Consider the following 14,484-nt stretch of genomic DNA (forward strand, 5'->3'; position numbering starts at 1 on the left):
AAAGTATTTCATGTAATACCTTGCATGAAGTGCAAAAGTTTGCAGCTTCTGTGGCTCGGAAAAAGGCGGAAAATGCCGCCTTTCTTTTTTTTTAAATTGGCACGAATTTTGCCTTTTATATATTTGCGGAGGTGGTCTGGTGAAATCGCTAAAAGAAATGCTTGAGGTTGCCAGCAGGGCAAATACAAAGACGATAGCAATCGTAAAAGCCGAAGATGAAGATGTATTAAAAGCAGTCAAGGCGGCGAGCGATTTGGGATTGATAAATGGTGTGCTTATAGGAGACAAGGAGAAAATAGAGCCGATATTGGATAGGCTCGGGATGGAAAGACGAAATTTAGAGATTATTGACGAAAAAGATTCTTTCAAGGCTGTAACGCTCGCGGTTGAAATGGCCAAAAAAGGCGAGGTTCAGGCATTAATGAAAGGACTCATACAGACGAGAGATTTTCTAAAGGGCATCGTCTCTGGTGATAAATCCCTCACAGGCGGCCGCCTGTTGAGCCACGTTGCAGTTTTTCAGGTGCCCAATATGGAAAAGCTAATCCTTGTTACCGATGCTGCGATGAACATCGCCCCGGATTTGCCGCAGAAATACCAGATAATGAAAAACAGCTTGAAAGTGGCGCAAAGCTTGGGTATAGAGCGTCCAAAAGTTGCTGTTTTGTCGGCGGTGGAAATAGTAAATCCGTCCATTCCTTCGACGATGGATGCGGCTATCTTGTCCAAGATGGCCCAGAGGGACCGGCTGGACGCCGTAGTGGATGGTCCGCTGGCCCTGGACAATGCGGTGTCGAAAGAAGCCTGCGCTCACAAGGGCATCGATTCTCCGGTAGGCGGTGATGCAGACATTTTGCTGGTACCCGAACTTGTGAGCGGAAATATCCTTTATAAGTCTCTGGTTTATTTTGCCAAAGCCAAAGTAGCGGGGGTTGTGGTAGGGGCTGAAGTTCCGGTGGTGCTGACTTCCCGAGCCGATTCCGATGAGAGCAAGACCTACTCGATTGCGCTGAGCGCGCTTATTGATTAGAGCAAAATAAATTTTCATAAAATTTAAATGGAGGGAGAATAATGGAAATATTTAAAGTGATTGGCGAAATGGGCCATGAGGAGGTAGTTTTCTGCAACGATCCGGAGTCGGGCCTCAAGGCCATAATTGCGGTTCACAATACGAATTTAGGACCTGCTCTGGGCGGATGCCGCATGTGGAGCTACGACTCGGAGGAGGACGCCATAAGGGATGTCCTGCGGCTCTCAAGGGGTATGACCTATAAAAATGCAATGATGAACCTGCCCCTTGGCGGCGGGAAATCGGTAATAATAGGCGATCCGCGGAGGGACAAGTCAGAGAAGCTTTTCAGAGCCTTTGGAAAATTCGTCAACAGTCTTGGTGGCAAGTACATCACCGCCGAAGACGTCGGAACCTGTCCGGAGGACATGAAATACGTGGTGCAGGAAACCTCTTACGTCGCGGGTCTTGATGGAAAGAGCGGAGACCCATCGCCCATCACAGCCTTTGGCGTTTTCCTGGGCATCAAAGCTTGCTGCGAGTGGGTGTACGGCAGCGATGACCTGAAAGGAAAAATTGTGGCTGTACAAGGCCTTGGCCATGTAGGTATGGAACTCGTGAAACTTTTGACGCAAGCCGGTGCAAAGCTGGTGGTCACCGACATATACTCCGACAGGATAAACGCAGCAAAAGAAAAATACGGGGTTGATGCGGTAGAGCCCGACAAAATATTCGATGTGGAATGTGATATATTTGCTCCGTGCGCCCTTGGGGCGGTCATAAACGAGAATACGGTGGATAGACTAAAGTGCAAAATAGTGGCCGGTGCCGCCAATAACCAGCTGAAGGACGAGAGTTTTGCACAAAGGCTAACACAAAGGGGAATCCTTTATGCCCCAGATTACGTGATAAACGGCGGAGGGGTAATCAACGTTTCCATCGAAGTGTCAGGGGAAACTTACAGCCGCGAACTGGTCAACGAAAAGCTTAAGATAATCCCCAAGAGGTTAAAGGAAGTTTTCGAGTTTGCAGAAAAAGAAAAGGTTACCACTGCCAGGGCGGCTGACATGATAGCCGAAAGGATATTCATGAAAAAATTTAATCAAATCAACTAAATCTTCAAGGAATGGAGGAAAGCGCTGGTGGCCTCGGGAATCCTGGCTATAAATCCCGGTTCGACCTCTACCAAGATTGCCGTGTTTGAAGGCGAAGATCTCGTTTTCGAAGAAAAAATCGCCCATTCGACCGAAGAGCTTTCGAAGTTCGATAGCATAGTAGCTCAATACCCTTTCAGGAAAAAGTTAATCCTTGATGTAATAAAATCCAGGAGTTATAATCTGAGTAACCTCAAAGCCGTAGTAGGGCGCGGAGGTCTTTTAAAGCCTTTAGAAGGAGGAACGTATGCCGTAAACCAAAGGATGCTAGAAGACCTGAAAAATTGTGTGTACGGAGAGCATGCTTCCAATTTAGGAGGAATCTTGGCCCACGAAATAGGCCGGGAACTGGGAATACCTGCCTTCATAGTGGACCCGGTGGTGGTGGATGAATTGGAACCTGTTGCAAAAATTACGGGTATTCCCGAGATAAGGCGGCGCAGCGTGTTCCACGCTTTGAACCAGAAAGCCGTGGCAAGGCGCGTCGCAAGGAATATGGGGAAAAGGTACGATGAACTGAATTTAATCGTGGCCCACTTAGGTGGGGGCATTACAGTAGGAGCTCATAAAAGAGGTCGAGTAGTAGAAGTAAACAACGGCCTGGACGGCGAAGGACCTTTTTCACCCGAGAGATCGGGCCGTTTGCCGTTGATGGATTTTGCAAAATTGGTTCTCACGAAGAATTTGACCATAAATGAGATAAAGAAAATGTTGGCGGGCAAGGGCGGACTTGTGGCCTATTTTGGGACCAACGACGCGAGGGAAATAAAAAAGATGATACAGGAAGGCATCGAGGAGGCAAAGCTAGTGTACGAAGCCATGGCGTATCAGGTGGCCAGGGAAATAGGCGCCTGTGCTGCGGTACTCTGCGGAAAAGTTGACGCCGTCATCCTTACCGGGGGGCTTGCCCACGACGAAATGCTGGTGGAATGGATAAAAGAAAGGGTATCCTTTATAGCGCCAGTATACGTTTTCCCTGGTGAGGACGAACTCAAAGCCCTTGCGGAAGGAGCCGTAAGGGTGCTTTCCGGCGAAGAAAGGCCGAAAGAGTACGTTTAAAACTTTTAGAAGATGGGAGGCATGAAATTGAGCAAGATTATCATAGATAAAGACAGGTGCAAGGGCTGTGGCCTTTGCATCGAAGTTTGTCCCAAAAAGGTGCTCTTTTTTGACAATGATTCGGTGAACGTTCTAGGTTATCATCCTGTTGCTGCGAAAGAAGGGTGTATAGCCTGCGGCTTTTGCGCCACCGTGTGCCCTGACGTAGTATTTACGATTTACCGCGAGGAAAAAGGGGGAAAGTAAGTTGGAAAAGGTTCTTATGAAAGGTAATGAAGCTCTGGCTGAAGCGGCCATTAGGGCGGGATGCAAGTGCTTTTTCGGATATCCCATAACGCCCCAGAGCGAACTTCCTGCGTACCTCGCAAGGGAAATGCCGAAAAGGGGCGGGGTTTTTCTGCAAGCCGAAAGCGAAGTGGCGGCCATAAACATGGTGTACGGAGCCGCGGGAGCGGGGGTTAGAGTCATGACATCTTCCTCCAGCCCCGGCATAAGCCTCAAGCAGGAGGGAATATCGTATCTTTGCGGCGCCGAGCTGCCATGCGTGATAGTGAATATCATGAGGGGAGGGCCGGGCCTCGGCGACATTCAGCCCGCTCAGTCGGATTATTTCCAGGCAACCCGCGGCGGAGGCCACGGTGATTACAGGACGATAGTCCTTGCACCTTCATCCGTGCAGGAATTGGTGGATCTGGTGTACGATGCCTTTGACCTGGCGGATATGTATAGAAACCCGGTACTCATCCTCGGCGATGGAATCTTAGGACAGATGATGGAGCCGGTGGTGTTTAAAGAAAGACCTGCAAGGCAGCTTCCGCCGAAGGATTGGGCCACCACAGGCAAGATGGGAAGGCAAAAGGCCAACGTTATAAATTCCCTTTACCTCGACCCCGTAAAGCTCGAAGAGCACAACTTAAAGCTTTTTAAAAAATACCAGGAAATTGAAGCAAAAGAAGCAAGATACGAAATATTAAACGGCGATGACGCCGAGTACTTCGTGGTAGCTTACGGTATCTGCGCCCGAATAGCCCATGCTGCTGTGGAAATGGCTCGGGAAGAAGGCATAAAAGTGGGGCTTATAAGGCCCATAACGCTGTGGCCGTATCCCAAAAAGGCCTTCGAAGAAGTTTTACCAAAAGCCAAAGCATTCCTGACTGTGGAACTGTCTTTGGGGCAGATGGTGGAAGATGTGAAACTCTCGGTAGAAGGGCGCGCTCCGGTGTACTTTTACGGAAGAACGGGTGGTATGGTGCCGACTGCCGAAGAGATATTTGAAGAAATAAAGAAAATGAGGGGGCTTTCCTGATGAAAGTGGTTTTTGAAAGGCCGAAATCCTTACAGCCGGTAAAAACCCATTATTGTCCCGGATGCGGTCACGGTGTTATACACCGGCTGGTGGCTGAGGTAATGGATGAACTTGGCATCCAGGACAAAACCATAGGCGTCGCTCCCGTAGGGTGTGCCGTTTTGGCTTATAACTACTTTGATTGCGATATGCAGCAGGCGGCTCACGGTAGGGCGCCGGCCGTAGCTACAGGAATTAAAAGGGCCCTACCCGACCGGGTGGTGTTTACCTATCAGGGCGATGGGGACCTTGCAGCCATCGGAACCGCGGAAATCGTCCACGCAGCCGCAAGGGGCGAGAATATAACAGTTATATTCGTAAACAATGCCATATACGGAATGACCGGCGGGCAAATGGCGCCCACCACGCTGGTGGGGCAGAAAACCGAAACCAGCCCTTACGGGCGAGATCCGCAAATGGCAGGATACCCGATTAGGGTGTGCGAAATGCTGGCGACCCTGGAGGGGCCTTCGTTTTTGGCCAGGGCCGAGCTCACGGATGTCAAGAATATAAATAAGGCGAAAAGCTATATAAAAAAGGCCTTCGAAATGCAGCTTTCAGGAAAAGGATTTTCTTTAGTGGAAATTTTATCCCCCTGCCCGACCAACTGGGGAATGAAGCCCAAAGATGCGGTGGATTGTATAAAGCACGAAATGGTAAAGGTATTTCCGCCGGGCGTTTTTAAAGAGCCGAAGGAGGGATAGAAAAATGAAGATGGAAATCATTATGGCAGGTTTCGGCGGCCAGGGGATAATGTTGATGGGCGAGATTTTGGCCCACAGCGCGATGCTGGAGGGGCGAGAAGTTTCCTGGATTCCTTCGTACGGTCCGGAGATGAGGGGCGGAACGGCAAACTGCATGGTGGTGATTTCGGACAAAAGGATTCCGTCGCCAATCATATCTTCGCCCGATGTGCTTGTGGCGATGAACAAGCCCTCCATGGAAAAATTCACACCGATGGTGAAATCGGGGGGCATAGTGATTTTAAATAAAGCCTTAATCGACGAAAGGCCCGCAAGGGACGATATAAAGGTGATTAAAGTCGATGCTACCGGCATAGCCGATGAGCTTGGAAACATGAGAGTCGCCAACATGGTGGCCTTGGGGGTTCTCATCGGCGAAACGGGAATAGTAAAACCGGAAACCGTGATAAAGTCCATAGACTATTTCCTCCCCGCCCACCGGAAACACATGATGGAGATAAACGAGAAGGCCCTGAAAAGGGGAATCGCGGAAGTACAAAAGTAATATGCAAATGATTAAATGTTTTGATGCCCGGTAATACCCCGGTACCCCCGTATTACCGGGTGTTTTTATATCCAGATTATTTTAAATATTTACAGCAATAGCATGAGAGGGTGTTTTATTTTTAAAGAATACGTGTTAAAATAACAAAGTGGTATGAAATCCACCGGGGGTGAGGGGGTTGGAGTCAAAAGAATTGCTCGAAAATTGCCGGATTTGCCCGAGACGGTGCGGTGTCAACCGGTTAAAAGGTGAGAAGGGGTTTTGCGGTGCTCTTGATAAAATAGTGGTGGCAAAAGCCTTTGCCCACCGCTGGGAAGAACCGTGTATAAGCGGCCATAAAGGTTCGGGGACTGTGTTTTTTTCAGGTTGCAACTTGAAGTGCGTCTTTTGCCAGAATTACAGGATAAGTCAGGAATGGTTCGGCAAGGCTGTCGAGGAGAAGGACCTGACTATTTCAGGTGCGCCACAAAGGCTATATTGGAGATGTACCGCCAGGTAGGTGAGCCTGTTTTTGATGAAAAGGGCATGATAAAAAAGGGACTGATTATAAGGCACCTGGTATTGCCCGGATTAAAGGAAGATTCTAAAAAAGTCCTCGGTTTTATAAAATCTAATTTGCCTTCCGGCGTATACGTAAGCCTCATGGGCCAGTACATGCCGTGTTTCAGGACCGGTGAATTTCCTGAAATAAATCGCCCGCTGCCTAAGGAGGAATACGAAGAGGTAATAGAATATTTTTTTGAATTGGGGCTTGAAAATGGATTTGCTCAAGAGGAGGGAGCCGATTCCCCAAGTTACGTGCCGGATTTCGATTTAGAAGGAGTATAATTTCTGTTTAAAAATGGGAGGGATTATTGTGAAAGACCCTAGGCTTGAGAAACTGGCCAAAATCCTTATTCACTATTCGGTGGAGCTGAAGGAAGGTGAAAAGATACTGATCGAAGGGGGGCCTGGAGAAGCGCCGCTTATAAAGGAACTGGTGCGGGAAGCTTACAAAACTGGGGCAAAGCCCTTCGTTTCCCTGGGAATGCAGGATATTCAACGGGAGATAATGATGAACTTAAACGAGGAAATTGCAAGCATGATGGCCCGCTACGATGCGGAGAGGATGAAGGACATGGATGCCTATATAGGAATCCGAGGCGGGGATAATGCGGCTGAACTTTCCGATGTGCCAGAGGAAAAGAAAGCGATTTTCATGCAGTTTTACACTAAACCCGTTCATGCCGAAATAAGAGTTTCCCATACCAAGTGGTGTGTTTTAAGATATCCGAATGCATCTATGGCACAGCTTGCTGACACCAGCACGGAGGCCTTCGAAGATTTTTACTTCAGAGTTTGCTGTCTTGATTACCAAAAGATGTCCAAGGCCATGGACCCTTTGGTGGACCTCATGAACAAGACTAAAAAGGTAAGGATAACAGGCCCCGGCACCGAATTAGAATTTTCCATAGAAGGCATCAACGCGGTAAAGTGCGACGGCAAAAAAAATATTCCCGACGGCGAAATTTACACGGCACCTGTCAGAAATTCGGTTAACGGCTACATAACATATAATACGCCGGCACTCTACCAGGGATATACCTTCGAAAATATAAGGTTTGAGTTCAAGGACGGCAAAATAGTTAAGGCCACCGCCAATGATACAGAAAGGCTCAACAAAATTTTGGACACCGATGAAGGTGCGAGGTACATCGGCGAGTTTGCCATCGGGGTCAACCCCTACATATTAAAACCCATGAAGGATACGCTTTTCGATGAGAAAATATCGGGAAGTATACACCTCACTCCCGGAAAGGCTTACAAGGAGTGCGACAACGGCAACGACTCGGCCATTCACTGGGACCTGGTGTACATCCAGAGGCCCGAGTACGGCGGCGGAGAGATATGGTTTGACGATGTGCTGGTAAGAAAGGATGGCCGCTTTGTACCGGAAGAGTTACAAGGCCTTAATCCGGAAAACCTTGCCTAATCTTCGAAAAGCCTTTCGGCTAGTTTTCGGATTTTTTCCTTACGCTGTCTTGTTAAAGGTTCATCTATAGATAGATCATCTAGATCTATTACATCGCCTTCCCGAGCGTTTTCGGGAAGGAATCGTTTTTTTATATTCATCGTCATTCCATCAAAAGTTTCGATAACCGCAAAGTCCCCTTCGAACCGGTCAAGTATGCCTTTTTTCGGCATTATTTATCCTCCCCTTACTTTTGCCTCTAATTGCAATATTATTTCCACTTTAAGAATTCTTCTTTCGATAAACAGTTAATTACGTCAGTTATTGCCATGTATAGCCTATTTTATGGTGATAACCTTTAAACTCGTTCCGTTGCTTTCCATTACAATATGTCCGTTTTCGGCAGTCGAGTAAATTTTAATTCCATGTTCTTTTAGTTTTTGTAGTGTTTCTCTGTGGGGGTGGCCGTAATCGTTATTTTTTCCGTAACTTATTACAGCGAACTTAGGAGACACCGCCTTTAAGAATTCTACGGATGTGCTTGAACTGCTGCCGTGGTGTCCTACTTTTAGGACGTCTGCCTTTAGGTCGTAGCCTGCTTTCAGCATTTCTTCCTCAGAGAGCTTTTCGGCATCACCGGTTAAAAGGAAGGAAATATTTTTATAAGTTATTTTAAGCACCGCACTGTAGTTGTTCAAATCATCGTAGCGGGTGCTGTTGGGAGCGAGTACTTTAATGTCGACATCTTCTTCTAATGGTATGTTCGTTCCGCCTTTTAACGGGGTTATCTTAAGTTTCTTTTGGGATACTGCATTTAGAAAATTTTCGAAAGACCTGGTGGTGGTTGTGACCCTTGGCATGTAGACCTTTCCTATATCGAAAACGCGTATCACTTCGTCCATGGAACCTATATGGTCTTCATGAGGATGGGTGACGACGACGGCATCTATTTTCTTTATACCTTCATTTTTTATGTATTCGATTATCGTTTTCGAATCGTCGTTGTTTCCGGCATCTACCAACATGGTGCTGCCGCCGGGAAGGATGATAAATATGCTATCTGCCTGGCCCACGTCCAAAAAGCAAACCTTGAGTGTTCCGGGAAAGACATCTTTGTTTTCCTGTTCGAGATTAACCTCCGCCGAGCAACCAGCAATAAGTATAGCAGTGATTATTATGAGCAAAAGATATAAAATGGAAGCGATTTTGTTTTTTTTCATTGCTATCTTTTCCTTTCGCTTTGTAGTAGAATTTTTTATAGTAGAATATGTCGGGTGATGTTATTTTAACAAATTATAGCGGTTCATAGCAAGGACCAAAAAAGCCAGGGGATGATGATCCCCTAGCTTCAACCGGTTAATCCCAGCAAAATCTGCTATTGTTGTTAACGCAGCTTCCGCTTTCAGCGGAGTCTTTTCTGGCATAAGCATCGCAATAGGTACCTTCTTTAGAAGTACAGTTAGGCCTTATGGCATTGACCATAACGTTTTCTGCGCAGCACTCTAAGTTTCTGTTGTATTTGCAACTGGTGACGTTACACTTTAGATTTGGCATGGTCACACCTCCGCGGTAAAAGTTTTCTACTAACTAGTATTTCCATAAGGGAGGAATTAACTCTTTTTTGTAGAATTAATTTTACGGGGTGTAAATTTTGAAGGGGTTAAATTTAAAGCAGGTCATAGCGAAATTTAACCTAGAGGTGCTGGTAAAATCAAAAAGTCTGCCGGAAATTTCCGTCAGCGACCTTAACCGGCCAGGCCTTGAGCTCGCTGGGTTTTTTGATTATTTTGCCTATGAAAGGGTCCAGATACTCGGAATGTCTGAAATAACTTTTTTGAAAAGCTTGCAACCTGAAGTGAGAGTAGAGCGCCTGGAAAAACTTTTCTCATACCCAATTCCGTGCGTTATAATTACGAGGAATCTTGAGCCTTCCAAGGAATTCTTGAAGTTCGCGAAAAAGTACGGCAGGTGGGTGCTGAGGACCCCGGAAGCCACTACCAGGTTTATAAGCCGATTAACTGACTTCCTTGAGAGCGAATTGGCTCCAAGAACCACTGTTCATGGGGTTTTAATGGACGTTTACGGTGTAGGGGTTCTGTTAGTCGGCGAAAGCGGGATAGGAAAGAGCGAGACTGCGGTAGAACTCATAAAAAGAGGTCACCGTTTAGTGGCCGACGATGTAGTTGAAATAAAGCAGGTAGCCAAAAATGTGTTGATAGGTTCGGCTCCCGAAGTGGTTCGCCATTACCTTGAAGTGAGGGGACTTGGCATCATAGATGTGAAGACAATATTCGGTGCAGGGGCTGTGAGAAATGACATGAGAATAGATATGGTAATTGAAATGGTCGAGTGGGAAAAATATAAAGAAAAAGACCGGCTTGGCCTTGAAGAAGAAATGATAACAATCTTGGAATCTTTTATTCCGAAAAAGACTATTCCGATAAGACCTGGAAGAAATCTTGCCGCTATTATAGAAGTTGCGGCGATGGACCGTAGATTAAAAGCTATGGGCTATAATGCGGCGCTGATTTTTGCCCAAAAAATAATGGACAAGATCCAGGAGGAAGAGGAAAATAACAATACGAAGGAGGTATAGTAAATGTTGGATGAACGAGAAAGATTAAAGCAGCTTGACAAAATAGGGATGTTCGACCTCATTTACAAGCTTGCGGAACAATGCGAAGAGGCTGTAGATATTGCAGAAAGTGCAGTAAAGGGCTTGAAGTTTCACAATATCGTAAATGTGGTCATAAGCGGTATGGGAGGCTCGGCTATAGGCGGAGACCTCACCCGGATGATGGCCCAAGATTCATGCTATATTCCCATCGTAGTGAACAGAGACTATCACTTGCCTTCTTATGTGGATGAGAGGACATTAGTAATAGCATCCAGTTATTCAGGGAATACTGAGGAAACCCTTGCGGCCTACAATGAAGCAAAGGAGAAAAAAGCCAAGATTGTGGCCATAACAACGGGAGGAGAGCTAAAAAATAAGGCAATGGCCGATGAAGTGCCGGTGATTACTATACCAGCCGGGATGCCTCCGCGAGCTGCAATAGGATATTCTTTCATGCCGCTTTTGGTGCTTTTGGAAGAAGCGGGAATCATACGTAATTGTACAAAACAGATTCCGGGTGCAATCGAACTTATGAAGAAAGTTAGACAGGATTTGGAGCCCCAAATTCCTGAAGATAAAAACCCGGCTAAGGCCCTTGCGAGAAGGCTATACGGAAAAATTCCGGTAATATACGGCTCCCAAGGATTAACAGACGCCTTGGCGGTGCGCTGGAAGGGGCAGATGAATGAAAACGGCAAGCATCCTGCATTCTTCAATTTTTTCCCCGAGCTCAATCACAACGAGATAATGGGCTTCGAAGGAGAGCCTAGACTCCTTAAAATGATGGAAGTTGTTATTTTGAGGTCGCCCGAGGAAAACGAACGCGTCAAAAAGAGGATTGAAATTACCTCGGCTCTTATAAGAGAAATGGTCTCGGGCATAAGTGAAGTATGGCCGCTTGGTGAAACCAGATTGGAGAGAATTATGTACCACGTTATATTCGGTGACTATGTGAGCGCCTATCTTGCTGTGTTAAATGAAAAAGACCCGACTGAAATTGATTTTATAAACACCCTGAAAAGCCGCATGAAAGACTAGTAGGAAGGCGAGTGATTTTGTTGAAACTGGAAGTAGATACTCACTGTCATACGGTGGCAAGCGGCCATGCTTATAGTACAGTCCTCGAAAATGCTAAAGCGGCTGCGGCTAAGGGTCTCAAAATGATAGCCATAACGGATCACGGGCCTTCAATGCCAGGAGGCCCACATCCTTATCATTTCGGCAACCTGAAAGTATTGCCCAGACAAATTGAGGGGGTCCTCATCCTTCGCGGAGTAGAGGCCAATATTTTAGATTACGACGGGACATTAGACCTGCAGGAAAATTATTTGAGGAATCTGGACATAGTGCTTGCCGGCTTTCACACTTATTGTTACCCCGGTGGTACAGTTGAAGAAAACACCCGGGCGGCCATAAATGCCATGAAGAATCCTTATGTAGATGTGCTTGTGCATCCAGGGAATCCCGAATTCCCAATTGATATAGATAAAGTTATTGAAGCTGCTATAGAATACGGCGTGCACATTGAAATCAACAATAGTTCTTTTACAGTAAGTAGACGCGGCAGCGAGGAAAACTGCCTGCTGATAGCAAAAAAGGCGGCAAAACTCGGAGCGAAGATTGTGGTGGGAAGCGATGCTCATATATGTTTTGACGTGGGCAATTTTGAAAAGGCCCTGAAGGTAATAGAGGAAGCCGGCCTTCCTGAAGAAAACATACTCAATACATCGGTAGAAAAGGTAATATCCTATTTAAAGTCGAAGGGAAGGGAAATGCCGGCGGTAAGGCGGGAGCCCGGAGCAAAAATTTAATTTGGGGGGTTTTTGTGATGACTGTTGTTTATTTGAACGGAAAGAGAGTGGACTACAGTGATGCAAAAGTATCGGTGGAGGACAGGGGATTTCAATTCGGCGATGGTCTTTATGAAGTCGTAAGGGTTTACGAAGGCAGGTTCTTTTATCTAGATAGGCACTTAGAAAGACTGAAGAAAGGCGCCCAGGAGATATACTTAAAGTTCGATTTTGACATCGAAGATTTGAAAGAAGTTTGCAAAAAGGCGGTGGCGGATGGAGAGTTCAAGGATGCTTCGGTTTACATCCAGGTCACCCGCGGTGCGGCACCGCGCCAGCACAATTTCCCGGAGAAAACTTCATGCACTTGGGTGGTTATAGCGCGCGAAGCCAACCCCCAGCCGGAAGAGTACTATGAAAACGGCGTGAGCGCCATTACTGTCCCCGATGAGCGGTGGATGCGCTGTAATGTAAAGACCGTTCAGCTCATTCCGAACTGCATTGCAAAAGAAAAGGCCAAGAGAGCTGGTGCCTTTGAAGCCATATTTCACAGGGGAGGTATAGTAACTGAAGCTTCGAGCAGCAACGTTTTTATTGTAAAAAGCAATAAGCTCCTTACCCATCCGGCAAACAATTTCATCTTGCACGGGATCACAAGAGGAGTTGTGCTCGAAATTGCAGAAAAATTGGATTTAGAGCTAAGGGAAGAGACCTTCTCTTTAGACCAATTACTCGACGCAGACGAGGTGTTTATTACGGGCACCATGACAGAGGTAATGCCTGTAGTAAAAGTCGATGGAAAGATAATAGGAGACGGCGTTCCCGGAAATTTGACAAGGAATATAATCGAGGAATTCCGAAAATTGACAAAGACTGTTGACCAGTAGGTGTATAATTTTACTTGCGAGTTAATATAGATAGGGTAAAAGGTGTCAGGGCAAAGCTATGCCTCTGAGACCTTTTACCCATTTTTTTGTGCAATTTTTTCCTATCAATGGAAATTCTAAATAGTGGAATAAAATTTTTAACTTTACTACGGGGTGATTTCATGTTGAAAGTGATGAGCGAAAACTTTTTTATGGGGGTTTGCCCGATAGAACATGGTGGTTATACCATAGTAACGGTTATCCATGTGGATATGAGCGGATTTGCTCTAAATGGAGGCTTTATTTTTTTCGCAGATTTTGTCCCACATACTTTTGTAATTTTATATGGTGAAAACCTATTGGAAGCTTATTCTTTTAAAATTTAGAGATAAATTTTTTTAGTTTTGTTAATTAGCAAGGAGAATTAATGTATAATTTATGGTAGGAAGGTGACTTAAAAGAAACAAAGAAAAATCCGAAGGATATTCGAATGAAATTCGAGCGAAAGGGAGATAGTTGTGGAGAAATATTCCATCTACAAAGACCTTTGTAAATTAATAACTTCCGATAGGGTGAAAATAGACGAGCCAATGAGATATCATACCTCATTTCGGATAGGCGGACCCGCGGACGTGATGGTGTTACCTAAAAACGTAGACGAAATAAAGAAGGTAGTAAATTACTGCAGCCCAAGAAAAATTCCAATTTTTGTAATGGGAAATGGCACGAACCTGCTGGTGCGGGACAAGGGGATAAGAGGAGTTGTAATTAAGATTGCCCAAAATTTTAACGATATTACTGTAGAGGGAAGGACAATAAAGGCAAAAGCCGGCGTTCTTTTATCGGCGGTCGCTAAATCAGCCTTAGAAAACAGCCTAACAGGCTTGGAGTTCGCGAGCGGTATTCCAGGAACTTTAGGGGGCGCGATAATAATGAATGCAGGAGCTTACGATGGAGAAATGGCAAAAGTGGTGAAAGAAGTTATGGTAATGGATTTTAATGGAGAGATATGTTCCATGAAAAATGAAGAGCTGGAGTTTTCTTACCGGTGGTGCAAACTGCAAACCGGGGGAAAAATAGTCCTTGAAGCAAAGCTTGAGTTAGATCCCGGTATTTATGAAGAAATAAAAAGAAAGATGGATGAATTTGCCAAAAAAAGGAAAATGAAGCAACCTTTGAATATGCCCAGCGCCGGCAGCACCTTCAAAAGACCGCTTGGGAATTATGCCGGTTTTTTGATTGAAAAGGCTGGGTTAAAGGGTTATAAAATTGGAGATGCGAAGGTTTCTGAGCTTCACGCCGGGTTTATAGTGAATACCGGCAATGCCACTGCCCAAGACGTGCTTAATCTAATACAAATCATTCAAAACAAAGTCAAAGAGGAATTTGGTATTTTGCTCGAACCCGAAATAAAGGTGGTAGGAGAAGGTTAGGAGGGAGGAGAA

Annotated in this window: 17 protein-coding genes and 1 pseudogene; 15 read left to right on the forward strand and 3 right to left on the reverse strand. The window is 45.7% G+C overall.

What is annotated here, in order from left to right; translation table 11 throughout:
* Positions 1–139: 139 nt before the first annotated feature.
* From BUB66_RS00080 to BUB66_RS00120, 9 genes and pseudogenes are all read left to right on the forward strand, one after another.
* Entirely contained in the window at positions 140–1,030 is an 891-nt protein-coding gene (locus BUB66_RS00080; protein ID WP_198409318.1) for a bifunctional enoyl-CoA hydratase/phosphate acetyltransferase, read from the forward strand.
* 41 nt (positions 1,031–1,071) lie between these two features.
* Positions 1,072–2,124, forward strand: a complete 1,053-nt coding sequence (locus tag BUB66_RS00085; protein WP_073252889.1) for a Glu/Leu/Phe/Val family dehydrogenase — start codon at positions 1,072–1,074, stop codon at positions 2,122–2,124.
* Between the two features lie 24 nt (positions 2,125–2,148).
* A complete protein-coding gene (gene buk / locus BUB66_RS00090) occupies positions 2,149–3,222 on the forward strand; it encodes a butyrate kinase (protein WP_073252892.1) in 1,074 nt (357 codons plus the stop codon).
* A gap of 21 nt (positions 3,223–3,243) precedes the next feature.
* Positions 3,244–3,468, forward strand: a complete 225-nt coding sequence (locus BUB66_RS00095) for a 4Fe-4S dicluster domain-containing protein (protein ID WP_237406731.1) — start codon at positions 3,244–3,246, stop codon at positions 3,466–3,468.
* Between the two features lies 1 nt (position 3,469).
* Positions 3,470–4,528 (forward strand): 3-methyl-2-oxobutanoate dehydrogenase subunit VorB, encoded by a 1,059-nt coding sequence (locus BUB66_RS00100; RefSeq protein WP_073252898.1) that lies wholly within the window; start codon positions 3,470–3,472, stop codon positions 4,526–4,528.
* A complete protein-coding gene (locus BUB66_RS00105; RefSeq protein WP_073252901.1) occupies positions 4,528–5,271 on the forward strand; it encodes a thiamine pyrophosphate-dependent enzyme in 744 nt (247 codons plus the stop codon). The genes BUB66_RS00100 and BUB66_RS00105 overlap by 1 nt, the downstream gene beginning before the upstream one ends.
* 4 nt (positions 5,272–5,275) lie before the next feature.
* Positions 5,276–5,815, forward strand: coding sequence for a 2-oxoacid:ferredoxin oxidoreductase subunit gamma family protein (locus BUB66_RS00110; protein ID WP_073252904.1), 540 nt, complete (start codon positions 5,276–5,278; stop codon positions 5,813–5,815).
* A gap of 178 nt (positions 5,816–5,993) precedes the next feature.
* Positions 5,994–6,643: pseudogene (locus tag BUB66_RS12700) on the forward strand (radical SAM protein).
* Between the two features lie 28 nt (positions 6,644–6,671).
* Positions 6,672–7,787 carry an aminopeptidase gene (locus BUB66_RS00120; protein WP_073252907.1) on the forward strand — a complete coding sequence of 372 codons (1,116 nt, stop codon included), beginning with the start codon at positions 6,672–6,674 and terminating at the stop codon, positions 7,785–7,787.
* On the opposite strand, the gene BUB66_RS00125 is transcribed toward BUB66_RS00120, so the two are convergent.
* The 3 genes from BUB66_RS00125 to BUB66_RS00135 all read right to left on the reverse strand — a co-directional run bounded on the left by BUB66_RS00125 (position 7,784) and on the right by BUB66_RS00135 (position 9,320).
* Positions 7,784–7,999 (reverse strand): DUF3006 domain-containing protein, encoded by a 216-nt coding sequence (locus tag BUB66_RS00125; RefSeq protein ID WP_073252910.1) that lies wholly within the window; start codon positions 7,997–7,999, stop codon positions 7,784–7,786. The genes BUB66_RS00120 and BUB66_RS00125 overlap by 4 nt on opposite strands.
* A gap of 105 nt (positions 8,000–8,104) precedes the next feature.
* Positions 8,105–8,986: a ComEC/Rec2 family competence protein gene (locus BUB66_RS00130; protein ID WP_073252913.1), complete on the reverse strand. Its 882-nt coding sequence runs from the start codon at positions 8,984–8,986 to the stop codon at positions 8,105–8,107.
* A 136-nt stretch (positions 8,987–9,122) separates the two neighbouring features.
* On the reverse strand, positions 9,123–9,320 hold the full coding sequence (locus tag BUB66_RS00135; RefSeq protein WP_073252917.1) for a DUF1540 domain-containing protein: 198 nt from the start codon (positions 9,318–9,320) through the stop codon (positions 9,123–9,125).
* Positions 9,321–9,417: 97 nt separating this feature from the next.
* Here BUB66_RS00135 and hprK point away from each other — a divergent pair, with 97 nt between their 5' ends.
* From hprK to murB, 6 genes are all read left to right on the forward strand, one after another.
* Positions 9,418–10,362 carry an HPr(Ser) kinase/phosphatase gene (gene hprK, locus BUB66_RS00140; protein WP_073252919.1) on the forward strand — a complete coding sequence of 315 codons (945 nt, stop codon included), beginning with the start codon at positions 9,418–9,420 and terminating at the stop codon, positions 10,360–10,362.
* 3 nt (positions 10,363–10,365) lie between these two features.
* Positions 10,366–11,421, forward strand: coding sequence for a bifunctional phosphoglucose/phosphomannose isomerase (locus BUB66_RS00145; protein ID WP_073252922.1), 1,056 nt, complete (start codon positions 10,366–10,368; stop codon positions 11,419–11,421).
* A 20-nt stretch (positions 11,422–11,441) separates the two neighbouring features.
* Positions 11,442–12,194, forward strand: a complete 753-nt coding sequence (locus BUB66_RS00150; RefSeq protein ID WP_073253594.1) for a phosphatase — start codon at positions 11,442–11,444, stop codon at positions 12,192–12,194.
* Positions 12,195–12,211: 17 nt separating this feature from the next.
* Positions 12,212–13,060 (forward strand): D-amino-acid transaminase, encoded by an 849-nt coding sequence (gene dat / locus BUB66_RS00155; RefSeq protein ID WP_073252924.1) that lies wholly within the window; start codon positions 12,212–12,214, stop codon positions 13,058–13,060.
* 161 nt (positions 13,061–13,221) lie between these two features.
* The gene (locus BUB66_RS00160) at positions 13,222–13,425 is read left to right on the forward strand and encodes a hypothetical protein (protein WP_073252927.1); all 204 of its coding nucleotides are present in this window, start codon (positions 13,222–13,224) and stop codon (positions 13,423–13,425) included.
* A gap of 132 nt (positions 13,426–13,557) precedes the next feature.
* Complete coding sequence (murB, locus tag BUB66_RS00165; RefSeq protein ID WP_073252929.1) at positions 13,558–14,472, forward strand: UDP-N-acetylmuramate dehydrogenase; 915 nt, start codon at positions 13,558–13,560, stop codon at positions 14,470–14,472.
* Positions 14,473–14,484: the final 12 nt, after the last annotated feature.

The organism is Caldanaerovirga acetigignens (assembly GCF_900142995.1).
GTDB classification, from domain to species: Bacteria; Bacillota; Thermosediminibacteria; order Thermosediminibacterales; family Thermosediminibacteraceae; genus Fervidicola; species Fervidicola acetigignens.